The sequence below is a fragment of the Actinoplanes sp. TBRC 11911 genome, from assembly GCF_012933445.1.
Classification (GTDB): Bacteria; Actinomycetota; Actinomycetes; order Mycobacteriales; family Micromonosporaceae; genus Actinoplanes.
The window spans coordinates 1-22,430 of record NZ_JABBNC010000054.1 but is presented as its reverse complement, the minus strand read 5'-3'; the positions used below and the strand labels follow the sequence as shown (position 1 = coordinate 22,430).

The 22,430-nt window shown below is 68.6% G+C and carries 23 protein-coding genes; 10 read left to right on the top strand and 13 right to left on the bottom strand.

Annotated features, from left to right (window positions below):
* The first annotated feature begins 15 nt into the window (after positions 1-15).
* On the top strand, positions 16-1,950 hold the full coding sequence (locus HH310_RS44570; protein ID WP_169181225.1) for a DNA/RNA helicase domain-containing protein: 1,935 nt from the start codon (positions 16-18) through the stop codon (positions 1,948-1,950).
* On the opposite strand, the gene HH310_RS41270 is transcribed toward HH310_RS44570, so the two are convergent.
* Positions 1,937-2,299: a nucleotide pyrophosphohydrolase gene (locus HH310_RS41270; RefSeq protein ID WP_169181224.1), complete on the bottom strand. Its 363-nt coding sequence runs from the start codon at positions 2,297-2,299 to the stop codon at positions 1,937-1,939. The two genes, HH310_RS44570 and HH310_RS41270, sit on opposite strands and share 14 nt — an antisense overlap.
* A gap of 233 nt (positions 2,300-2,532) precedes the next feature.
* On the opposite strand from HH310_RS41270, the gene HH310_RS41265 reads away from it, so the two are divergent.
* Positions 2,533-2,766: a winged helix-turn-helix domain-containing protein gene (locus HH310_RS41265; protein ID WP_312034655.1), complete on the top strand. Its 234-nt coding sequence runs from the start codon at positions 2,533-2,535 to the stop codon at positions 2,764-2,766.
* A gap of 329 nt (positions 2,767-3,095) precedes the next feature.
* On the opposite strand, the gene HH310_RS41260 is transcribed toward HH310_RS41265, so the two are convergent.
* The 7 genes from HH310_RS41260 to HH310_RS41230 all read right to left on the bottom strand — a co-directional run bounded on the left by HH310_RS41260 (position 3,096) and on the right by HH310_RS41230 (position 10,317).
* Positions 3,096-4,226, bottom strand: coding sequence for a WXG100 family type VII secretion target (locus HH310_RS41260; RefSeq protein ID WP_169181222.1), 1,131 nt, complete (start codon positions 4,224-4,226; stop codon positions 3,096-3,098).
* Positions 4,223-4,537 carry a type VII secretion target gene (locus tag HH310_RS41255; protein WP_169181221.1) on the bottom strand — a complete coding sequence of 105 codons (315 nt, stop codon included), beginning with the start codon at positions 4,535-4,537 and terminating at the stop codon, positions 4,223-4,225. The genes HH310_RS41260 and HH310_RS41255 overlap by 4 nt, the downstream gene beginning before the upstream one ends.
* The gene (locus HH310_RS41250) at positions 4,534-4,914 is read right to left on the bottom strand and encodes a YbaB/EbfC family nucleoid-associated protein (RefSeq protein ID WP_169181220.1); all 381 of its coding nucleotides are present in this window, start codon (positions 4,912-4,914) and stop codon (positions 4,534-4,536) included. Before HH310_RS41250 ends, HH310_RS41255 begins: the two co-directional genes overlap by 4 nt.
* Positions 4,915-4,993: 79 nt before the next feature.
* Positions 4,994-5,203, bottom strand: coding sequence for a hypothetical protein (locus HH310_RS41245; protein WP_169181219.1), 210 nt, complete (start codon positions 5,201-5,203; stop codon positions 4,994-4,996).
* Positions 5,204-5,307: 104 nt separating this feature from the next.
* Positions 5,308-6,978: a hypothetical protein gene (locus HH310_RS41240; protein ID WP_169181218.1), complete on the bottom strand. Its 1,671-nt coding sequence runs from the start codon at positions 6,976-6,978 to the stop codon at positions 5,308-5,310.
* Positions 6,975-8,120, bottom strand: coding sequence for a 5'-methylthioadenosine/S-adenosylhomocysteine nucleosidase (locus HH310_RS41235; protein WP_169181217.1), 1,146 nt, complete (start codon positions 8,118-8,120; stop codon positions 6,975-6,977). Before HH310_RS41235 ends, HH310_RS41240 begins: the two co-directional genes overlap by 4 nt.
* 178 nt (positions 8,121-8,298) lie before the next feature.
* Positions 8,299-10,317, bottom strand: a complete 2,019-nt coding sequence (locus tag HH310_RS41230; RefSeq protein WP_169181216.1) for an ATP-binding protein — start codon at positions 10,315-10,317, stop codon at positions 8,299-8,301.
* Positions 10,318-10,466: 149 nt separating this feature from the next.
* On the opposite strand from HH310_RS41230, the gene HH310_RS41225 reads away from it, so the two are divergent.
* Entirely contained in the window at positions 10,467-11,867 is a 1,401-nt protein-coding gene (locus HH310_RS41225; RefSeq protein ID WP_169181215.1) for an NAD(P)/FAD-dependent oxidoreductase, read from the top strand.
* Between the two features lie 31 nt (positions 11,868-11,898).
* On the top strand, positions 11,899-12,432 hold the full coding sequence (locus HH310_RS41220) for a hypothetical protein (RefSeq protein WP_169181214.1): 534 nt from the start codon (positions 11,899-11,901) through the stop codon (positions 12,430-12,432).
* Here the strand turns inward: HH310_RS41220 and HH310_RS41215 are convergent.
* Positions 12,390-12,752 carry a DoxX family protein gene (locus tag HH310_RS41215; RefSeq protein WP_169181213.1) on the bottom strand — a complete coding sequence of 121 codons (363 nt, stop codon included), beginning with the start codon at positions 12,750-12,752 and terminating at the stop codon, positions 12,390-12,392. The two genes, HH310_RS41220 and HH310_RS41215, sit on opposite strands and share 43 nt — an antisense overlap.
* 108 nt (positions 12,753-12,860) lie before the next feature.
* Here HH310_RS41215 and HH310_RS41210 point away from each other — a divergent pair, with 108 nt between their 5' ends.
* Both HH310_RS41210 and HH310_RS41205 read left to right on the top strand, forming a co-directional pair.
* Positions 12,861-13,082: a hypothetical protein gene (locus HH310_RS41210; protein WP_169181212.1), complete on the top strand. Its 222-nt coding sequence runs from the start codon at positions 12,861-12,863 to the stop codon at positions 13,080-13,082.
* A 52-nt stretch (positions 13,083-13,134) separates the two neighbouring features.
* Positions 13,135-14,028 (top strand): NAD-dependent epimerase/dehydratase family protein, encoded by an 894-nt coding sequence (locus tag HH310_RS41205; protein WP_169181211.1) that lies wholly within the window; start codon positions 13,135-13,137, stop codon positions 14,026-14,028.
* Here HH310_RS41205 and HH310_RS41200 read toward each other — a convergent pair.
* The gene (locus HH310_RS41200) at positions 13,982-16,681 is read right to left on the bottom strand and encodes a LuxR C-terminal-related transcriptional regulator (protein WP_169181210.1); all 2,700 of its coding nucleotides are present in this window, start codon (positions 16,679-16,681) and stop codon (positions 13,982-13,984) included. The two genes, HH310_RS41205 and HH310_RS41200, sit on opposite strands and share 47 nt — an antisense overlap.
* Before the next feature lie 121 nt (positions 16,682-16,802).
* Between HH310_RS41200 and HH310_RS41195 the strand changes: the two genes are divergently transcribed.
* From HH310_RS41195 to HH310_RS41185, 3 genes are all read left to right on the top strand, one after another.
* Positions 16,803-18,017 carry an MFS transporter gene (locus HH310_RS41195; RefSeq protein ID WP_248294918.1) on the top strand — a complete coding sequence of 405 codons (1,215 nt, stop codon included), beginning with the start codon at positions 16,803-16,805 and terminating at the stop codon, positions 18,015-18,017.
* Between the two features lie 51 nt (positions 18,018-18,068).
* On the top strand, positions 18,069-18,773 hold the full coding sequence (locus HH310_RS41190; protein ID WP_312034654.1) for a hemerythrin domain-containing protein: 705 nt from the start codon (positions 18,069-18,071) through the stop codon (positions 18,771-18,773).
* 99 nt (positions 18,774-18,872) lie between these two features.
* Positions 18,873-19,580 carry a hemerythrin domain-containing protein gene (locus tag HH310_RS41185; RefSeq protein ID WP_169181207.1) on the top strand — a complete coding sequence of 236 codons (708 nt, stop codon included), beginning with the start codon at positions 18,873-18,875 and terminating at the stop codon, positions 19,578-19,580.
* A gap of 43 nt (positions 19,581-19,623) precedes the next feature.
* Here the strand turns inward: HH310_RS41185 and HH310_RS41180 are convergent, their stop codons facing one another.
* The 3 genes from HH310_RS41180 to HH310_RS41170 all read right to left on the bottom strand — a co-directional run bounded on the left by HH310_RS41180 (position 19,624) and on the right by HH310_RS41170 (position 21,888).
* Positions 19,624-20,343, bottom strand: a complete 720-nt coding sequence (locus HH310_RS41180; protein ID WP_169181206.1) for an alpha/beta fold hydrolase — start codon at positions 20,341-20,343, stop codon at positions 19,624-19,626.
* Positions 20,344-20,364: 21 nt separating this feature from the next.
* Positions 20,365-21,246, bottom strand: a complete 882-nt coding sequence (locus tag HH310_RS41175) for a helix-turn-helix domain-containing protein (RefSeq protein WP_169181205.1) — start codon at positions 21,244-21,246, stop codon at positions 20,365-20,367.
* 156 nt (positions 21,247-21,402) lie between these two features.
* Positions 21,403-21,888 (bottom strand): RidA family protein, encoded by a 486-nt coding sequence (locus tag HH310_RS41170; protein ID WP_169181204.1) that lies wholly within the window; start codon positions 21,886-21,888, stop codon positions 21,403-21,405.
* Between the two features lie 24 nt (positions 21,889-21,912).
* On the opposite strand from HH310_RS41170, the gene HH310_RS41165 reads away from it, so the two are divergent.
* The gene (locus tag HH310_RS41165) at positions 21,913-22,224 is read left to right on the top strand and encodes a type II toxin-antitoxin system Phd/YefM family antitoxin (RefSeq protein ID WP_169181203.1); all 312 of its coding nucleotides are present in this window, start codon (positions 21,913-21,915) and stop codon (positions 22,222-22,224) included.
* Positions 22,225-22,430 lie beyond the last annotated feature (206 nt).

Sequence of the window (22,430 nt, the reverse complement as noted above, 5' to 3'; positions counted from 1 at the left end):
CTGTCGGGGGGTCATGTGCACCGCGCGCCGTATGCAGCTTCCGTTCGCGACTTCTATGCCGACACCCGGCCTGAAAGGATTGACGCTCTCGCGCAGCGGTTGTACCGCAAGGAGTTTCCCATCGGGCGCCGCGACAGCGGGGAAATCGGGTCGTGGATTGCGAGCCTGCCGGCGCTTGCTGATGTGCTGCACGATGCCGGGCTTGAGCGGCTGTGGATCGCGCTGGAATATCAGCCTTACCAAGCTGGACGGAGCCGGGCTGATGCTGTGGTCGCGGGTCTGGGTCACGATGGGCGGCCGGCCTATCTCGTGGTCGAGCTGAAGCAGTGGGAGCGTGCGGGCTGGAACGCGGCGCTCGAGCAGGTACGGGACGCCGGCACCGCTTATGACGTGGTGCGCCACCCGTTCGACCAGGCCTCGGCGTACGCGCAGTTCATCAGGAACTTCACCTCCGGGATGCACGAGCCGGCCGAGACGGTCATCGATGCCGCTGCCTTTCTGCACAACGCCACGGAGTCGTCGATCGCGACGTTGCGGGCCGCGGGAAGGCGGCGCGGTAACGGCACCTTCAGTGGTGACGTTCAAGGGCGCCGGCGCTTTCGAGAGCGGCTTGAGCGGATCTTCGACGCCGATCAGTCCGGCCTCCGGGCGATGGATCGGCTGGCCGACGCTCATTACCATCAAGGCCCGGATCTCTTGGAGGCGGCTGCCGTCGTCTTTCGTGACCCGGAGTTGTTTCCTCTGACCGACCAGCAATACGGCATCTTCGGTCATATCCAGAATGCCGTCTCCGCCGGGCTGAGCGTTTCCGCCGATCGGAACCACGCGGTGATCGTGGTCAAGGGTGGTCCGGGCACGGGTAAGACCTGGATCGCCATGCACCTTCTGGGTGCGAATGCGGACGCCGGACGCCAGGTCACGTATGCGACCAACTCGGTGCCACTCCGTACCGCGCTCAGGCGAAAGGCAGATTTTCGGTGGCTCGGGGACCGGCGGCCGACGGGACAGCTGGTGACCTCGGCACGAACCTACTGGGACGAGGTGGACTGGGAGCACCCGCACGATTTGCTCATCGTGGACGAGGCGCACCGGCTGGAGGAGTACACGGTTCGCCGGGGTCACCGGAATCCGCGGGAACTCCAGGCAAGACTCGAGACGAGCAAGACAACGCAACTCTTCGAGCTGAATAAATCCGCTCGGGTTCTGGTGCTTTTCATCGACGAGGATCAGGCGTCGGCATACCGGGACCACGTCACGATCGACGATGCGCGTCTGGTGGCCGAGCGGACCGGGGCGTCATTCAAGGTCTTCGAGTTGACTGAGCAGCACCGCAGTGGCGGCTCACAGGCGTACGAGGAATGGGTCGATGCCCTGGTGGACGGGCAGCCGATCGTGTGGCACGACGAGGAAGCATTCAGCGTCCGGGTGGCGCAGTCACCCCGTGAGCTGGAGCGGGCGGTCATGGACGACGCCGAGCAGGACGAGGCGCGGCTGCTCGCCGGCTTCTGCTGGGAGTGGCAGAAGTTTCCGAAATCGGCCAAGTCGATCGAAGACGTGCCCTTCGACATTGACATCGACGGGTGGAAGAAGCGCTGGAATCTTCATGCGGCCATCGACGGGTATCCGGACCACTCCGGCTGGGCCCACAACCCGCGCGGCGCCGACCAGGTCGGATCGGTTTTCACCGCGCAAGGGTTCGAGTTCCAGCGATGCGGCGTCATCATCGGGGGCGACCTCACCTGGCACGAAGAACCGGGCCGGATGGAGGTGGACATCACCGCGTCCCGCTACAAGGATCTGGTCCGGCTGGTGAAGCAACATCCGGAGGAGGCGGCGCGGGTGCGGAACCAGTACCGTGTGCTGCTTACTCGTGCCATGCGACGGGTGGTGCTCTATTCCACGGATCCGGACACGTTGAAGATGTTGAACAGCATCGTCAATCCCGCCTGATTTTGGCGGCCGAGCCGTGCGCGGCCTCGACGGTGTAGCGGCGTGCGGACTCGGCGAGCTTGTCGCGTGCCGCGTCCGCCAGGTCGATGCCGAGCACGTCGGCCAACCGGACCAGGTAGATCATGACGTCGCCGATCTCGGCACGGACCCGCCTGGCGAGTTCCGGGTTTTCCATGACCTCAGCAGACTCCTCAGGGGTAAGCCACTGCAGCTCCGCGAGCAGCTCGCCCACCTCGCCGGCCAAGGCCATCGCCAGGTTCTTGGGTGTATGAAACTGTTTCCAGTCGCGTTCTTCGGCGAAGGCGTGCACGCGTGCGGTCAGTTCGTCCAGGTCACCAGGTGTTGCCATGCGCGCGATCCTACGTGCGCGACTCGCCGGACGCGGCGCGGCGCTGCCGAGGTCACACTTCATTAGTGTGGGTAGGAATCCGGGTGGCGGACAGGAACCCGCGCAGCGTCGAGGCAAGGACGTTCAACTTGTCGTCCTCGATGAAGGCGTAGCCATACTGCGAGAAGCAGTCGGCCACCCGCTGGGCGGCGTTCCCTGCATGGTCCACTTTGCGTGCGGACCAGGGAGTAAACGTGGCGAAGTCCAAGACGCAGGAGGTCATCGACGACATTACGGAGCAGATCGAGTCTGGCCGTCTCGGGCCGGGCGACCGGCTGCCGAGCACTGCCGAACTGCGAGCGCAGTACGGGGTGTCGATCACCGTTGTTCGGAACGCCGTGCAATGGCTGAAGGCCAAGGGGCTCGTGGAGGGCCTGTCGGGCGTGGGTGTTTTTGTCGCAGAGCAAGACGATTCGCCTGACGCCTGAGCTCACCCCATGAATTGGCCCGGCGCCTGGGCTATTGAACGAGTGTGTAGTTAGGGATCTTTGGCTCGCGAGCCTCTCGAGGCACGTGGATGTCCTGAACCACGGCGTCATCGGGGATGGTCGTGCGAGAGATGCCGATCCCGTTCAGGCAGTTGTCACACCAGAAGTGTGCGTAGCCGATCAACCGATCCAGATCGCCGGTGAAAACCAATCGAAGACTATGGTGCCCACAATTGGGGCATGCGTCCGGCAACGGGCCCGGAGGCGCGTCATAGGCGGCGCTGTAAGCGTCGAGCCACTCGTCATATGTCGCCATCATCGGCCTTCGGTCAGGGACGGATCAGTTGATTGTTCCACCACTGGTCCTCGTATGCGTAGGCTCGGTCCTCGAAGGCGTCGAACTCCGCGTCGGTTCTAGGGAAGGGCTTGCCAGCAGCGAGTTCATCGTGATGGAACCGTTCGTGAGTGAGAGTTCTTGCCAAGTCTTCCTCGCTGCGGAAGCCGGTCGGGAACAGCACGATCGAGCCATCCGGAAGGGTTCGCCCGCAGACCCCTCGGGTTGTCCTGCTACCCAGCGAGATGTTCAAGTCCGAGATTTCGATGCCGTACTTTGCTGCGATGTTCCGCACCGACTCCAAGTTGAACAATTGAATCGGTCCGGCTCCGCGTTTCTTCACCCGGTTGAGGAAGGTCGATTCCTTCGCCTTCAGCAGCCGGTTGAGGATGGTCTTGATCTCTTCGAGCAGCTCGCCGACCCGGCGTATCGCGGGCAGCAGATTGCGCAGGCTATGGAGCAGCGCTCGGAGCCAGCGGGCGATCTTCGCGGTCCATGAACCGATCAGAGTAAGCGCCTGCTCGACGACAAGCGGCGTCGCCAGCCCGAGGGTAGCGACCTCCTCCGCGGCATACACGACGAGCCGGGAGACAAGCGTGGCGTTCGCGTCGCGAACGAGGAGCCGGACCGCTGCGATGAGGAAGCCGGCGCCCTCGGTGATCGCTGCCATCGTTTCCGACGCTCGGGCCAGAGCGCCGAGGGCTTGCTGCTGCTGACTCGACCACCCGCCGTATTGGTCGCTGGCTTCGCCGTTCCAATCCGACAGGTCGAAGCGAACAGCGTGATTGATATCGTCTGCCTGCAGGTTCAGGTCGGCGGCGATGTTGCGCCAGGTCTGCGCGCTCGCGGCGATCTGGCCGGGATCCCCGGCCAGCCAATCCAGCGCTTCGCTCAGCGGACGGACATGCTCGATGAGCCAAGCCACGCCGTACTGCAACAGGACGCCGACCGGGTCGCTGATGACCGCCAGCGCGTCGAGGCCGGCGCCGGTCACGCCGAGCGTACCGTCGACCCAGCTGTCGTTCTTGACTCCGGAATAGATGAGATCGATGTCTTCGGCGATCCAAAGGCCAGACCACGACTCTATCGGCGTTTCGACAGGTGGCGCGACAAGCGGGTTGCTCACCGGCCACCGCCGCTCTCACGTATCGCGGCTGCTGCCGTCTCGTCCGTGAACTCATAGTCGGAGGCGGCGCCGATCAGCGCGTCCGCGGTGTCACGCACGGACTGCGCCGCCGCATCGATCGCCCCAACCAGCGGCGCCTGCAATTGGTCCAGCATGGCGGGAACAATCACGCAGAGCTTGCCGTACGCCTCCGGGCCTGGCCTGGTCGAGTCGGCAGCCTGGCGAGCGGTCGCGAGGTCGTCGGCGACGGCGTCGAGGTGGGTGCCATGCCGACGCAGGGCCTCGGGAGTTACCTGCACAGGCCGGCTCACCCGCCAGACTCACCTAATCGGGCGGTGAACGCCGCCAGGACCGCCCGGCCCTCCGGTGTTTCGTTCTCGCCCGACTCGTGCACCACCCCGGTCGCGGCGCGGGCCAGGTCACCTTTCGCGGATCTCGCTGCGGTGATGACCTGCTCGGCGATCCAGCGCGCGGAGTGCCGCCGCACATCCTCGTCCAGGCGCAGCTCCATCAAAGCGCCGGAACTGTCGATGGTGACCTCGACCAGACCGTCGCCGGAACGGCCAACGCCCTTAACCTCGCGTAACCCGGCCGTGAGCGCTCGAGTGCGTGCGAGCCGAGCCTCGATTTTGGCCTGCCAGTCGTCGATCCACCGATCTCCTGCGTTCAAGGCCGTGTCATCCAGCATGAACCACCACCCCCGTGGCAATTCATCATGGCCTATCCATGCCACCTCCCTTCGCCGTCTGTGGCGATGCCCGTGTGGTTCATTCGACGAGGGTGTGGATCGTTTCCGAGAGTTCGGTGAGCCGCCCGCTGGCTCGCTGATTTCTGCGGCTGATCCATTGCTTGCCCTCGGCCGCTACGCCTTCGAGAACCTCCAGAGTGCGCGGCAGGCCCGAGGCGTCCAGGGCGACGCGCGACAGAGTCCACGGATCCTCGCCCCCTTCGACGTCCTCGCCGCCGGCATCGGTCACCCGTACGCGGATCGGTGCGCCGTTGAACAGCGTCAGCTCGAAGGTCTGCGGCTGCGGTACTGCCCCGTTGATGCGTACGGCGGCGATCGTGTCGAACCGGTAGTTCAGGCGCTGGGTCTGAAAAGGACCTTCTCGAAGTCGAGCTCGATGTCGACCTGCCGTACGCCGTCGTCGGTCAGGAGAAAGAGCAAGAGCTGGTACCTCGAGTAGCGCCAAGGGCCGCGATGGATCCGGGCCCGCTTGGCGGATCGGCCGGGTGCTTCGATGAACCCTTGGGCGATCACTTGACTTGCCTTGAGCTTGTAGTGCCGCATCGTCTCGTCAATGAGAATTCTGCGGTCACATTCCAGCCACCCTGCCATCTCCGCATCGGTTGGCTTGCGGGCGAGCTTCCGCATCCATCGTTTGTACGCCTCCTCGCGTGCGCGCAGTTTGTCCGCGCACTCGTCCTTGTCAGCTCGCACGCGCCGCCTCTCGGTGTCTATGCGGAAACCACCGATGGTGACGGCAAATGCCGATGCCGCGGCCAGGATGGTCCACAAAGCGCCTGCGAGCGGTGCGGCCCGGATCGCCGCCGGCATGATCCACAACCCGGAGAGAACGATCGCTGCCAGGCCCAGTAAACACCTGGCTATGACCGGCAGAGGCGTGCGCAGTTGCTGGCGATAGGCAGCGAGTGTTCCGTTCTCCCAGCGCTGTCGAACGTCGCTTACGAGGTAGCGGACGAGCCAAGCGATTTGGTCGCCATGGATACGTTGCTCACGGTAGATCTCGACGATCTCATCGCGCAGACACTGCCGGATCCCGGCAGTTTGTTGCAGCCACGTCGACCGATCTGTGTCGCCCGGTACGTAGCGTCCGAAGTAGTCGTCGAAGAGCCGGTCCACTCTTCTGGCGAAGCCTCCAGGCGGTGCGGTCTCGTCTCGCGGAAGGGCAACGAACTCTGCATCCTTTCCGCGCACCCGCCGATACCTGAAGTGCCATTCCGCCCCTTGCCAAGCGAACATCACGGCGCCCAGCACGGCTGCCAGGTAAGCGATGATCGGCACCAGACCACCGCTCTGCAACACCAGCGAACCAACCTCGACCACGGCGATGAGGAACACGAGTCCACCCAGCGCGGCGCGCCCCAGGTCCGCCAGCCGCACCGAGAATCGTCCGGCCTCGCGTACTCGTGCCCTCGCTGGATTCGGCTGGAAGAAGATCCAGGCGCGCCCCGTCCGGTCTGCTGCCAGCTGCCCGGACCTGGCCCGTTCGGCCGAAAGCTGCCACATGCGGTCCTCCAGCGGCCCCTCACGCAGCACCCCAAGGTGATCCAGAATCAGCGCCCGTTGTCGTTCGGGCAGTTCCTCGATCTTCTTGACAGTCAGCGCCGGGTCGGCGGAGCCGACGTTGTCGAGCAGCATGAGGATGCACCGCAAGCCGACGGCCCAGGAGTCATCACCGTCGACGTGGCCGATCCGGTGGCAGATCGAGCTGAGTTGATCAAGTTCGTCGAGGTCCAGGTGGCGTAGTGAGCGTCCGCTCAGCAGCGCGAGCAGCCGACAAAAGTGGACCTCGTTCGTCGTTACGCAGCCCAGGGCCACAGCCTCCTCGATGAGCTTTCGCGCTTCGTCGAGGATCCGGGCATCGAGATAGCGCACACCGATGCGGAAGATCTGCTCGGGTGACGCCTCCGGCGGTGGCTGGTAATCGACGTCCAGGTGCAGGATCCCAATCTGTACGCCTACATGCGCGTCGTCCTCGGCGATGTTCGCAAACGTCGGCTGTGTCACGACGCGCTCCTCAACGTTGAAATGACTTCGGAGACGCGTGCGGCCAATTCGCTGTCGTCGCCGACGAGGCCGTGGAGCTTCTTGAGCGATATCGCGATTCGGTTCCTTCCTACGGCGGTGTTGTAGTCGTCCAAGCAGCCGAGTGCGGCGTCCAACTCCTCCTGGGCCGCCGCATATGTGAGGTCGTCCAGGCGGCCGCTGTGGTGCGCCCTCGTCATCAGACTCCGAAGGGCAGTGATGTCGGCTGCCGGATCGCTCAGTCCGGCAGGTGCGCTGGCACCGAGGCTGACGTTGCCGTTCACCTGCCCAAACTGTGCGCCCACCCGGGCATTACCGGTCGCGATGTTGCTGAACGTGGCGGTGCGCCGCGTTTCGTTCGTTGACGGCTCGCCTTCGTTATCGTTGTCAGGCCGAATCACGAGGTCCTGCGCTAGCACGGCGGCAAAGGCGGCCGCGTGGTCCGCGGCGCGCACCTGCCAGATTTCACCGTCCGTGCTCTTCTTGCTGCCGTCGGCCAAGTCGCTGACTCCGCGGATCACGACCACGGGAAGCGATCGGTTGAGGTGTCCCGCCTGTGCGACGCCCGCAGCCTCCATCTCGATCGCCAGGGCGTCGTTGTAGTGCTGCCGAACCCAGCGGGCCTGCTCCGAGACTCGCGAGTCGTGTACCACTTCTCCCGCGGCGATCGGCCCGAAATGCACCTTGGGACATGTCCCCGGCAACCATCCGCCTGCTCGAATCAGATGCTGGGCAAGCTGGGCTGCTGGATGAGAGATCTCCCAGCTCCGCGGCCGAGCTCGCACACCGTCGTCCTCGGCTCTGCCGCCGTGGTAGGAGTAGACGTGTGAGGCGACCACCACGTCCCCGAGACCGACACCGTCCCGCAGGGCCCCGGCGACCCCCACGAACAGCACGGCGGACGGGGCGAATTCCGCGATCGCCCGCTCGGCCAGGACCGCGGCGGCCTGATTGCCTTTGCCGACCAGGGCCAGCACCGCGCGGCATCCGGTAGGTCTTAGCCTTCCGGTCTCGAACCGCGTGCCGGCCGGATGCCAATGCGCTTTCGCGCGGCTCAACCTCTTATGAACGGCGTCGTACTCGACGTTCAGGGCGGTGAGGATCACAACCCGATCAGCGCTCATCATTCTGTCCTAACCACTTCCGTGCATCGGCGGTCGTGATTGGACTCTACCTTCATGTCACCCTGACAGGAAGGGTTGGCGCAACATCACCTCGAGATCATTTACTGGAAAGCTGGTCTGGTGACTGGGTTCAGCGGTCACGACAGGTACACGACGAGGTCTATTCGACGGAGGCGCCTCAATCGCCAGCCCCGGGTGCGACCAGATGTACGTCACCTATCTCCACCATCCAGAGCAGATCGGTCAGCTGTTCCAGCGCCCTGGCCAGATAGCGGCGATACGTGCTGAACGGCAGGTCCAATACCTCGGCGGCGGCCTCGCGGGTCGCGGCCGGACGTAAGTATGTGCGGTCCAGCACCGCCCGCAGCTGGTCGCCTTTGGGCTCCTTGGCCAGGCATGCCACGGCCGCCTCCAGCGTTGCCCGGAGCTGATCGACAGCCGGGCCGGCTGGGGTGGCCGCCAGCGCGGAGCCGATCAGCGGGTTGGTGCCAAGCTGATCCGGTCGGTGCAGCGTGCGGAGGGCCTCGCGGACCGCGGTGTCGAAACGGGCGCGGTCCAGCGGCGGCGGGGAGAGCAAAGCCGCCGGCGGGGGACCGCTTCCACCCGAATGGCCTCGCTCGTCCATCAGGGCTAGCCACGTGTCTATCGGCAACCGGCGCCAATCTATCCCGTACGCGATCTGCCGCTTCCCGCCGAAATCTAGCTCGAACATCGGGCTGAACGCCGCATGGTCGAACAACGGTGCCCAATACTCGCGGTCCACGAAGATGCAGAACGTCCACGCCAACGGCCGCGTCAACCATTCGACGTTGGACGACGCCCCCGCTGCCAGCACGGCGTACGGGTCCCGCTGGCCCTCGGCCGCCCCACCGATGAAACGCGCGATGTTCACCAGCTCCCCAGGGCGGGCCGGACCGTGCTGGCGGACATGGGACAGGCACGCGCGTACGACCGGGTCTTGCTCTTCCAAAGGTGAACCTGAAGGGCAAAACAGCTGGTAGGCATAGCCCGCCACGCGATCGCCGACGCGGACCACACTGAGGTTCTCGGGCTGCGAGGACAACCACGCCCGGGCCAGGTCAGCCCCAGCCTTGCCCTCCAGGCGTTCGACGATCTCGCAGACCTGGTCGTGCTCCGAAGGGCGCCCGGGGACCACCGACGCGGACCCACGAGAACGCAACGTGGCGAAGGCCTCGGCCAGCGGGCTGTTGCGGAGCAGGAACAGCAGGCGCTGCGCGTGCACCTGACGGTCGAAGCCGGTCGCGTTGCGCAGGCCGGCTATCACGTGCGCCTGCACGGTGTGGTGGTAGCGGTGATAGCGCTCCGGGATGCGGCGTTCGAACTCGGTGTCCAGGACGTCGCGGGCCAGGTCGTGGATGGTCAGGCCGCGTGGGCCGCTGGTGATGAACGGGCGGTGGGCCAGCCAGCGCCACACCGCGGGAGCGTCGGCGCCCACTAAGCGGTCGAGCAGATCCTCGGTGGTCAGCCAGGTGATCACGCAGGTGGCCAAGCCCGTCAGGTGGGCCTCGCTGGGCGCGTCGCGGACGAAGGACTCCAGCAACGCCGACATCAGGTCGGGGGCGTCGGCCAGGGTGTGCGGGACCGTGCCGGAGGTGGCCAGGTCGGCCAGCATCGCCATGGCCAGGGGGTGGCCGCGGCCCAGGCGGACCAGGTGCGTGCAGTCCTCGTCGGCCACGCCGGCGTCGGAGAGCAGACGCACGCATTCGTCGGGGTCGAAAGGGTCCAGGCGGTGCACGGCGACCAGCTGCCGCCAACCAGGGTCCGTACGCCACGGCGAAGGCGGTGAGTCGCGGCCGGCGAGCACGACCACCGTGTCGGCGCCGAGGCCGGGGATGAGGTCGTCGCGGACCCACGCGTCGATCGGGGTGAGCTGTTCGTAGCCGTCCACCAGCAGCACGGCGCCGGGCGGGGCCGCGGCCGCGACAGCCATACCCTCCGGTGACGGATCAACATCACGACCGTCCAGCTGTACGACGGGCCGGCCGGCCACGACCGCACGCGCGCGGAACTCGGTCAGCAGCGTGGTCTTGCCGATGCCGCCCTGGCCGTGCACGAGCAGGACCCGGGTCGGGGTCTGGCCGGATAATGCCGCGTCGAAGCTGGCCAGCTCGCGTTCGCGGCCGACGAAGCGTTGCCTGCGCGCGGCGTCCAGCAGGTCGCCTAAGTGTGCCGCCACGCCGATGACCTCCCCTGATCCCGGGTTGCGGATCCCCCCACTGTCCGCCGCCGGACCCCGTTTGGACAGCCATTGACCGGCATCTGACCTCGAAGGTGAGCCGCCGGAAGGCCGACCATCAATGTCTCACCAACACAGGGGGACATCCGATGGGACAGATCATCGTTCTCGGCGCGGGCATGTGCGGGCTTTCCACGGCGATGTTGCTCGCCCGGGACGGGCACCGGGTCACGGTGCTGGAGCGGGACCCGCACGAAGCACCCACGGCGGTTCGGGCGTGGGAGGACTGGCAACGGCCGGGGGTCAACCAGTTCCGGCTGGCGCATGTGATGCCGTCCCGGTGGCGGATCGAGATGGAGGCCGAGCTGCCCGAGGTGATCGAGGAGCTGGAGGCGGTCGGCGGGCTTCGGATGAATCCACTCGACCTGCTGCCGGCGAATCTGCGGGGGCCGTGGCGCGACGGTGACGAACGGTTCGAGACGGTGACCGGCCGCCGGCCCGTTCTGGAGGCGGTGCTCGTGAGCGTGGCGGCGCGCACTGATGGCGTAACGGTCCGGCGCGGGGTGGCGGTCACCGGACTGATCACCGACGGCGGACCGGTGCCGCGCGTGACCGGAGTGCTGGCCGAAGGCGGCCATGCTTTACGGGCCGACCTGGTCGTCGACTGCGGTGGCCGGCGTTCGGCGCTGGGGTCGTGGCTGGAGGCCGCGGGTGCGCGCCGGCCGGTGGAGGAGCGCGAAGACAGCGGCTTTGTCTACTTCGGGCGACATTTCATGAAAAAGGGTGAGCGGCCGGAGGGCAGCGCCACCATGCTGCAACGCTACGAGTCTCTCTCGATCCTGACCCTCCCGGCGGACAACGACACGTGGAGCGTCACCTTCGTAACAAGCAGCCGCGACAAGGCACTGCGCGGCCTGCGCGACCCGGAGACCTGGCACGCGGCCCTGCGGGAGTATCCGAACGCGGCCGGCTGGGCCGACGGCACCCCCACTCCGGGCGTCGAGGTGATAGCCGGGATCGAGGACCGCCACCGCCAATTCGTCGTGGACGGCGCACCGATCGCGACCGGCGTGCTCGCGGTCGGCGACTCGTGGGCGTGCACCAACCCCTCGCTGGGCCGGGGCGCGACCATGGGTCTGATCCATGCGAAGGGACTGCGCGACGCCGTACGGGAAACCGGGGTTGACGAACACGACAAACTGACGAGCCTGTTCCATGAGTGGACCGCGGCGGCCGTGGAGCCGATGTATCGCGGCACGCTCTGGTTCGACCGGCACCGGCTGGCCGAGCTCGACGCGGACGCCGCCGGAGTGCCCTATCAGCCGGACGACCCGAAGTGGGCGTTCAGCCGGGCGATCATCGCGGCCGGGCTCGTGGATCCGGACGTCGCCCGGGGATATCAGTCGCTGGCCTCGATGCTGGCCACCCCGGACGATCTGGTCGCCCAGCCGGGAATGGCCGAGAAGATCATGAAGTTCGGCGGGGGCGCGCCGACCTACGCGTTACCCGGACCGGGCCGCCAGACCCTGCTCGCGGCCGTCGGCGGGTGACGGGCATGCGCACGCACGTCGAGGCCTGACGATGTCGCCGTTCGCGGCCTGGACCGTCAGCATCGCGGCCACCGCGGCGTCCACCTGGGCGCTGGACGCCTTCGCGGCGGTGGCCGGGGGCGGACTGGTCGCGTCCGGGCTGCTCGACGACCTCGGACATCGGTGGGTGCTGGTGTTTCTCGTGGTGAGCTACGCGGCCTGGGCGGCCGGGCTGCGCGCGAACCTGCTCGCCAACGGGAAGCTGCTGGCGGCGACGGGGACGAGCACGAACGTGTTGTCCAAGGCCGCGTATGACCTGGTACGCGGCCGGCGGGCAAAGCGGGTGGCGGCCGCCGTCGCGTACACCGGCACCGAGATCGCCAAGGAGGTGCCCTATTACGCGGCCGCTTTCGGGGCCGCGGCCGTCACCGACACGATCACGGCGGACGAGGCGCTCATCTTTCTCGGCGGCGCGAACCTGGGTGCCGCGTTCTACGAGGTCGTGGTCGCCAAGCTGACCGTGGCGATCCTGCGCCGGCGCGGTCAGGCGCGACCGAACGCCACGAAGAGCGCGAGCGCCATATAGGTCGTGTTCACCGCGACGGTCCGGTAGTCGTGCCGGCGATACACCACGACCGACCCGCCGATCATGACGATGGCCAGGCCCACCGCGGCCAGCGGCACCAATATCGGGGCGATGTCCAGCGCCGCGGGCAGGATCAAGCCGACGGCGCCGAGGATCTCCAGCACGCCTAACGTCTTGATGAAGCGCGGGCTGAACTGCATCGCCCAGCCACCGCCCGGCGACGACGCCAGTTTCTCCCGGGTGAACAGCAGCTTGGTGGTGCCCGCGAAGAGGAAGCCCGTGGCCAGGAACCCGGCGATGATCCACAGAACGATATTCATACCGGTGGGACGAGACACACGCCGCAAACGTCAGGCGGCCCGGACCCGCCAAGCGTTGATCCACTAAGCTCGCCCGCGCAAAATGTTCCCATCTGGACGGAGAACTTGATGGCAGTCAACGCCGATCTGTCGACGGTCGTCGACAAGGCCTGGCAGGACAAGTCGCTGGCCGAGATCATCGACGCGCCGGTCGAGGCGCTCGCCGGTGTCAGCGAGGCCGGCGGGGCGCTCATCCGCCAGGCGCTCGGCATCAAGACCATCGGCGAGCTGGGCCGCAACAAGTACTTCCAGGCCGCTCAGGCGCTGACGGTGCTGGCCGACGCCAAGTGATGTGATCTCACGGCGCGGCGTGTCACGCGCCGCGCCGTGAGAACATCGAGCGGTGCGAATTCTTGTCGCGGGCGCGAGCGGCCTCCTCGGTACCCACATCACCCGGACGCTGCGCGAGCGCGGCCACGAGGTGACCACGCTGGCGCGCCGCAGCAACGCCGATCACTCGGTGGATCTCCATCAGCCCACCGACCTGCGACCGCTGCTGGCCGGTCATGACGGCGTCGTCGTCGCCCTGCGCACCGAGGAACAACGACCCCTGCCCAAGCCGATCTATCCGGCTTTCCGCCACGATCTGGTCGACCCGGTCGTACGCCTGATGACCGCGGCCCGCCAGGAAGGGCTGACCCGGGCCGTGCTGATGGGCTCGTACTACACGTACTTCGATCGCCTGCACCCGGAATGGCAGCTGTCGGACCGCCACATGTACGTGCGTTGCCGAGCCGAACAGGCGCGCGAGGGACGCGACGCGGCCGGCCCCGGTTTGCCGCTCGCCGTGCTGGAGCTGCCCTTCGTGCTCGGCCGCGCGAACGGCCGGCTGCCGAACTGGGCCGGCCCGCTGCAGACCTGGGCCAAGTCACGGTCCCCGTTGCTGGCCCCGCCCGGCGGCACCGCGGTGACCTCGGCGACCGTCGTGGCCGAAACGGCGGCGGACGCGCTGGAGAAGGCCAGCAACGAGAACATCCCGGTCGCCGACGAGAACGTCACCTGGCACGAGATGTTCACCCGGATGGCCGCGGCGGCCGGCCACCCGCGCCGGGTTCGCCGGTTACCGGCCGCGGTGGCCCGTGCCGCCCTCCGGTCCGGTGCCGTGCTGCAGGCCGCCACCCGCAAGGAAACCGGCGTGAGCCTCGACTTCGCCGCCGACCTCTTCCTGACCGACCTGTTCGTCGAACCGGTCAGCGGCCGGTCGATGACCCCGGCTTTCGCAGAGACATTCCATTGAGTACGCCCGTCCGAGCCGCCTGATAGGAACAGCCCGCCGCCTCGAAAGCCGCGGCGGTGGCCCGTATCCGGTCCGCGTCCCCGGTGAGCAGGGCTGCCGCGCGTTCCACCTGGGCGTCGGCGATCGGGTTGCCCGCGACGACGTGCCGGGCGGCGACGATGAGGCCGGCCGCGTCCGAACGCCCGGACAGCACCGCCGCCTCGGCGCGCAGCGCCACGTACCAGTGCAGCCAGCTCCACGTGACCCACTTCCACACGTCCTCGGGCGGGGCCGCGACATGCTCCCACGCCGACGCGGGCCGTCCATGGTGGAGTTCCACGATCGCGTCGAAGACGGCCCCGTAACCGGCGGCCCGGGTCGGGGTCGATCCGAGCCCGTCCGCGACGGCCAGCCACGCGGCCCGCTCGCCCGGTTCGTCCTGTAGCCCGTGAATCATCGCGATCGCGTGCGCTGCGGCGGCCAGACGCGGCGCTCGTACTCGGCCGGCGCGCTCCCACGCCTCCAGGAACCGTGCGGCCAGGACGTCGTCGACGTCCCTGGCCAGCGCGTCGGTGACGATGAGCCAGGCCGTGGCGTGGTGGCCCACCTCGGCCAGCATCGGCATCGCGGCGAGCTGCCGGGCCCATCGCCGCGCGGTCGGCAGGTCACCGACGCCCAGGGCGGTGTCGACGCCGGAGATCAGCGCGTCGGTCAGCTCGTGGGTGCTTTCCGGAGTCACCGGCAGCGGGGCGAGCATCTCCACCCGGCTGCGCGCGGTCGCGGCGGCGCCGAAGCTGTCACCGCCCCAGCTCTGCGCGCCGGCCAGCGCGTCCAGGCTGGGGGAGACGACGAGGGGGTCTCCGGTGAGCCGGGCGAGGCCGACGGCCCGCTCGGCGGCGGCCAGGGTGGTGGAGACCGCGTTCGAGGACGGCCCCTGATTGGCGCCGAACGCGTCGGCGGCGACCCCGGCCTCGGCCAAAGCCACGGCGGCGACGTCGACCGGATCGGCTGCCACCAATTTACCGGCCGCGCCCAGCAGCGCCGCCGTCTCGGCGGAGGGCGGGACCTGCTCGAACACCCCGGAGAAGCGGAACGCGCTGGTCGCCGCGTTCGCCAGGTCGCGTGCCTGGCCCGAGGCCTCGGCGGCGGCGCGATGCAGCCGGTACATGTCGTCGCCGCGCAACCGGCAGCCGGCCACCGCGGCCGCGGACCGCAGCGCCGCGACCGGATCACCCTCGAGGGCCGCCGCCTGCTCGAACCGCTGCTGCGACTCGCCGAGCAGGTTCCGGGCGAAGGACAGCTCGCCCAGGGACATCGCCAGCGAGTAGGTCGGGGTCCGGCCGAGGGCGGCGCGCAGTTCGTCGGCCGCCGCGTCGAATTGAGCCCGCCACGACGGTGAACCGATCTCGGCGACCAGTGCGGCGGCCAGCGCCGAGCACCACATGAGGTGCTGGGCCCACGCGCCGGCCAGCTCGTCGTTTTCGGCGAGCTGCGAAACCCCGTACTGGCGAATGATCTCCAGCATGCGGTAGCGGGTGCCGTCCGCGGCCGGGAGCGCCGCCAGCAGGCTCTGCTCGGTGAGCCGGGCCAGCCCCTCGACAACATCGGCGCGGGCGGCGATCCGGGTGGCCGCGGCCGCCGTGAACGGGGACACGAAGACCGCGACGCGGCGCAGCAGCACGGCGTCCGCCGGGTCGAGGAGGGCGTGACTCCAGTCCAGCATCGTGCGGACCGAGCGGTGCCGGTCGTCCGCGCGGGCGCCGCCGGTCAGCAGGCGCAAGCGGTCCGGGAGCACGCTCAGCAAGCCGTCCAGGCCCAGTGCCGGAAGCCGGGCGGCGGCCAGTTCGATCGCGAGTGCCACCTCGTCGAGGTCGGCGCAGATCTCGGTCACGCGGTCGTGCTGCCCGGGGTCGAGCGGCCAGCCCACGGCCGCGGCGCGCTCCTCGAAGAGGTCCACGGCGTCCGGCAGGGACAGCGGGCCGACCTGGTGGACCCGCTCGAACGGGACCATCAGTCGCGCGCGGCTGGTGGCGAGAACGGACAACTCGGGACAGCGGGCGAGCAACTTCTCCAGGAAGGGCGCTACTCCGTCGCGTACGTGCTCGCAATTGTCCAGGACCAGCAGAGCGTGCCGGTCGGTCAGAGCGCTGATGACCGATTCGTCCATGTCGCGGCTCTGCTGCTCGCCGATACCGGCGGCCGCGCCCACCGCCGCGCCGACCATCGCCGGATCGGTGATCGGGACCAGATCGACGAACCGCACCCCGTCGGCGAACTCCGGCGCCACCGCGGCCGCGACCGCCAGCGCCAGCCGCGTCTTGCCGACGCCGCCGGGGCCGACCGCAGTGACCTGCCGGTGCAGCTTGATCGTGTCGGCCAGGGCAGCCCGCTCGGGCACGCGGCCGACGAGCGGGGTCACGGGGGCGGGCAGTGCGGAAGGCGTACGGGACGGGCGGTTGGCAAGGGCTCGCCGGTCGGGTGCCTCGAGCTTGCGCAGCAGCGACGACACGTGCGACTCGACGGTGCGCACCGAGATGAACAGCCGCGCGCCGATCTCCGCGTTGCTCAGGTGGTCGCCAAGCAGGGCGAGCACCTCGGCCTCCCGCGGCGAGAGCGGTGACAGCGGTGCGAGCGGTGCGCGGGGCGCCGACGCCGACTCCGAAATGTCCGCCATAGCGCCATCCTGCCGTACGCGGCCGCCGTCATGCCCGCGTCGACCGTGCGGGAAGCTCCGTGGTGCTTTCCGTGGTCGGCACGGATGTGGGTCCGGCGATCGTCACCGCAGAGTGATGTTCATGAACGTCTTACGCGTCCTGCGCCACCCGGACCTCCGCGCGATCATGCCCGCGATGCTCGTCTCCGCGCTCGGCGACGGCATGAGCATGGTCGCGGTGGCCTGGCTCGCCGTGCAGATCGCCCCGAGCGGCCGGGCCGGCGTCTGGACCGGGCTCGCGGTGGCCGCCTACGCGCTGCCCGCCACGGTCGGTGCGGCGGCGCTCTCCCGGTTGGTGCGCCGGCTGCCCGCCCTCCGGCTGGTCGCGGCGGACGCCTCCCTGCGGGCCGTCGCGCTCGGCATCATCGCTTTACTCGCGGTCGCCGGTCTGCTCAACCCGATCCTGTACGTCGTCCTGCTCGCCGTTTCGTCCCTGCTGCACGCGTGGGGCAGTGCCGGGGCGTACACGCTGATCGCCGAATCGCTGCCGGACGAGGACCGGGTGGCCGGGAACGCGATTCTGTCGACCTTCACGCAGGCGGCGATCGTGGTGGGCCCGGCGCTCGCCGGCGGGGTGACGGCGCTGACCGGGCCGGGCTGGGTGATCGGCGCCGACGCGGCCAGCTTCGCGTTCCTCGCGCTGACGGTGTGGCGCCGCAAACCGGCGGTCGCGCCCGTGCCGGAGGCAACCACGACCGGTGGCTGGCGCACCATCTCCGGTCAGCCCCGCCTGCTCGGCCTGCTGATCGTGACGTGCGTTTTCTTCTTCCTGTACGGGCCGGTCGAGGTCGCGCTGCCGGTGCACGTCGCGGACGAGATGCACGGTTCGGCGGGGCTGCTCGGCCTGTACTGGACCGTTTTCGGGGCGGGCGCCACGCTGGGCGCGCTCGGGGCCGGGATGCTGCGCCGGTTCTCGCCCTGGCTCGTGGTGGTCGTGATCGTCGTCGGCTGGGGAGTGGCGCTGCTGCCCCTCGGGCTCACCGGCCCGGTCGTGCCGGGGCTGGTCGGGTTCGCCGTCGGCGGACTGATCTACGGGCCGTTCACGGCCATCTGCACCACGCTGTTCCAGCAGCTCAGTCCGCCGCACGCGCGGAGCCGGGTGCTGGCCGCCCGCAACGCGCTGACCATTCCCTCGACCGCCCTCGGGAGCCTGCTCGGCGGTCCGCTGGTCGCCGGGGTCGGCGGCCGGAACACGCTGCTGCTGTCCGCGCTGACGACGATCGCGCTCGGGGTCACCGTCGCCGGGGCGCTGGGACTGGCGTTCTCCGGCCGGGCGGTGGTGCGGGCGGAGGGATGAACGCCACATGAACCCGGCTGACCCGTGTGCGTCTCTGTCCTTGGGGCGGCAATGGGTCACAAAGGGGATGCAGTGCAAAGCGGAGAGATGACGCGGGCCATGGTCTTGGTGCATACCGGATTCCGGCGCGAATTCGGTTTGATGCCACAACTGGTCCGGGGTGTTTTCGACGGGGACCGGGCGCGTGCCGGGTCGGTCGCCGACCACATCGAGTTGATCGACATGGTGCTCGAGGCGCACCACACGGCCGAGGACCGGCTCATCTGGCCGCGGCTGCTGGAGCGCTGCCCGGAGGAGATCCGGCCGCTCGTGCACGGCATGGAGAGCCAGCACGAACGGATCCACGAACTGCTCGACGACCTGAGCAAGGGGATCGCGGCCTGGCGAGCCGACGCCGGTGGAAAGAACCGCGCGGCGGTGGCGCGCACGATCGACGAGCTGCTGCCGCTTCTCGAGGAGCATCTCGGCATGGAGGAGAAGTACGTGCTGCCGCTCATCGAGAAGCACATCGCCGAGTCGGAGTGGGCCGAGCTGGCGGCCGATCAGGGCAACCACTTCCCGCCGGAGAAGAGGACGCTGATCCTCGGCATCATGATGTACGAGGGTGCGCCCGCCGCGGTCCGCCGACTGCTCGGCAACCTGCCCGAGGAGGTGCGCCCGATCATCGCCGAGGCGGCGCCGCGCGCGTACGGGGACTACGCCGAGCACGTCTACGGCACCCGTACGCCGCCGTTCGGCTCCGCGCTGCGTAGGTAGATCACGGCGTGACCTGGGTCACGCCGCGCTTCATCCCCTGAACCGGCCCGATGTCGTCCCCGTTTGTTGCTCGGATGAAGATCCCAGGGGGGAACAAAAATGACCAACACAAAAGTGCCCGGAGCGATGACCCGCGAGATGGTTATGGTGCACACGGCGTTCCGGCGTGAGTTCGGCTTCATGCCGGAGCTGGTGCACGGGGTGTTCGAGGGGGACCGGCACCGCGCCGAGATCATCTCCGACCACATCGAGCTGATCTCGTCGGTGCTGCACCGTCACCACCACGGCGAGGACATGCACATCTGGCCGCGGCTGCTGGAGCGCTGCCCGGAGGAGATCCTGCCGCTGGTGCACGGCATGGAGGGCCACCACGAGAAGATCGCGGCGTACGGCGAGGACCTGACCAAGCAGATCGCCGCCTGGCGCACCGACGCCGGTGTCGCCCACCGGGACGCGGTGCTGCACACGCTCGAAGACCTGCTGCCGATCCTGACTGAGCACCTCGGCATGGAGGAGCGGTTCGTCCTGCCGCTCATCGAGAAGCACATCTCAGCCGACGAGTGGGACGGCATGGTGGCCGAGGGCGCCGGCGAGACGCCGCCGGAGCAGCTGCCGCTGATGTTCGGCATCATCATGTACGAGGGCGCGCCGTCCGCGGTGCAGGACGCGTTGAACAACATCCCGGAAGAGGCGCGGCCGGTGATCACGGAGGCGGCGCCGCGGCTGTACGGCGACTACGCCGAGCGGGTCTACGGCACCCGCACGCCGCCGTTCGGCTCGTCGCGGGCGCGCACGAAGGTGAGCTGAGGTAACGCTCCGGGCCGGTGGGGGGCCGGCCCGGAGCGTGCTTTCAGGCGACGGCGTGCAGCGCCCTCTTGATCGTGTCGACCACGATCTCGGGGCGGGACATCATGATCACGTGCGACCCGGGGGTCTCGGTGATCTCCGCGCCGGCCCGCTTCGCCATCGACAGCAGCACGTCCGAACCCGCCGCGTGGTCCTCGGTCGGGACGACCGCCCAGGACGGCAGCTTCTTCCACGCCGGGTCGGCGGTCTTCTCGGTGAAGCCCGCGACCGCGATCGGCCGCTGCGTCGCCGCCAGCACCGCGGACTGCTGCTCGCTCAGGTCGGCCGCGAACGCCTCGTGGAATGCCGCCGGGTCGATCCACAGTTCGTCGGCGGTCTCCGGCCCGGTCCCGATCGGGTAGTGCGACGGACGCAGCTTCGGCAGCAGCACGCTGTCCTGCGATCCGCTCTCGATCTCCTGCAGCGTCTCGCCGTCGTCGGGTGCGAACGCCGCGACATAGACGAGCCCGGCCACGTTCTCCGCCCGCGACGCCGCGTTGGTGATGACCGCGCCGCCGTACGAATGACCGACCGCGAGCACCCGGCCCGGGATCTGCCCGAAGGCACCGGCCACGTACGCCGCGTCGAGCGCGATGCCGCGCAACGGGTTGACCACCGCCCGCATCGGGATGCCCTCGGCCAGCAGCCGCTCGACGACACCGTTCCACGACGAGCTGTCCGCGTAGGCGCCGTGCACCAGCGCGACGGTCACTTCGGTATCCATGTATCCCCCTTCGTCCGGCCGTTAGCGCTGATTCCACCCGGCCCGGGGGATCGATACCAGGGCAGACTCTGCCCCCCTGACGGACGTTTTCTGCGCCCGGCCGCGGCGCCACACTCCCGGCGTGCTGCCGAACCGGCGGCGGAACGCCCGTTCGAACGTGCGCGGCTCGAGGAATCCGCCAACGGCCGCGATCTCCGCGATCGTCGCGTCCCGGTACCGCGGATCCGACAGCATCGCCCGGGCCGCCAGCAGGCGCTGCTCCCGGATGTAGCCGCCGGGCGTGCTGCCCGCCCCGGCGAACAGCGTGTGCGTGTGCCGCACCGACACCAGGTGCCGGCGGGCCAGCGTCGCCACGGTCAGGTCGCGGTCGTGCAGGTTGTCGCGCACGTAGCGGCGCATCATCCGCAACGTCGCGTCCGTGGCCGCCGAGTCGGTGTCGTCGACGACGCCGCGCAGCGTCATGGTGAGCAGGTCGAGCGCCACCAGGCCGGCCTCGCGCAGACGTGACTCGCTCAGGCCGGCCGCCACCGCGTCCAGTTCGCGCAGATAACCGGACAGCATGCGCATGGTCCCGAGGCCCGGAGCGATCGTACGGGCGAGCGCCCGGTCCACGTCGCCGCGGTCCAGGGGCAGCCGTTCGCGGGGGAACCGGAGGATCAGTCCTTGGCCGGGCCGGGTGAACCGCATCGACCACGGGCGGTTGTGGTCGTACATGACGCCATGACCGGCGTCCACCTCCGCCAGCCGGTCGCGTTGCACCAGCTCGGTGGCGCCGTGCAGGTGCAGGCAGAAGTTCGTGACGACGTCACCGCCGGGCGGCACCAGGCTGGGCGGCCCGTTGTACCGCAGCTGGCCGGAACTCGCGTGGGTGAGCGTGAGCCCCGCCCCGAGATCACGGGTCACGTACCAAGGCCCGCCCATTGCCGCCCCCTAGCGTTCCGGCTCCGCCCGGGGATGGCGAAGAGATATCGGCGAGGATGAGCGGATCCGGCGTACGCCCAGCCTAGCTCGTCGAGCGCGGATGCCCGTCCGTCGTCCGCGGCCGGGCTCGTGCCGTGCTCACGCGTGTAGATGCACCTCTGCCTCGATCTCCACCGGAATGCCGAACGGCAGCGCCGCGTGCCCGACCGCGCTGCGCGCGTGCCCGCCGACCTCGTGGCCGAAGACCTCGGTGAGCAGGTCGGAGAAGCCGTTGATGACCTCCGGCATGCGGTCGAAGCCGGGCGCCACGTTGACCATGCCGAAGACCCGGCCCCACGCCGCGATCCGGTCCAGGTCGCCGAGCGTGCGGGACAGGCTGGACAGGATCGCCAGGCCGGTGAGCCGGGCCGCCTCGTACGCCTGCTCGACGCTGACCTCGGCACCCACCTTGCCGAGCGGACGTGCCAGCGACCCGTCCGGGGCTTGCGGCCCGTGCCCGGCGATGTACGCGAGCGTGCCCACCACGTGCACGTTGTGAAACGGCAGGCGGGTGCCGCCCGGCGGCTGCAGCGGCGGCGGCAGCGTCAGCCCGAGCTCGGCGATACGCGCTTCGATCTTGCTCATCGGTATGTCTCCCCGGGTCGTGCGATGGCCTACGCCTTTCTACCCGCGCCGCAGAACCGCGACCAGTCCGATTTATCGGCTGTCTATCGCGGCCGGCGCCGATCCGTTGGCCGCGTCGTGGGCCAGCACTCCCGGGGCCAGGAACCTACGGTCATCACCCGTCCCGGCGGCAAAGCGGCGATCATCATTTCGTACGACGAGTACAGCAGCCTGCGTGAGACGCTGCATGTCTACGGCAATCGGGGGAACACCCGTCGCCTCATGAACAGCCTCGACGAAGCGGATCGCGGTGAGTTCGTCGAGTTGAACAAGTCCTCCACGAACGACAACCTGTAGAGAGATCGACTCTCTGCCGGCGCCGCCCGACGATGCCAAAGTGTGGGATCCGCGTCCGCTGTTTGGGACCGGCGACCACATCGTGGCAGCGCGTCCGTATGGTGAGATTCTTGTCCACAGTGGAGTGCCTTTCCTCCGCTTCTGCACCTTTTGTTCGGCCGCTTTCCGTGGCGTTTTGTAGACCTTGGAGACTTATGGCTGGCATA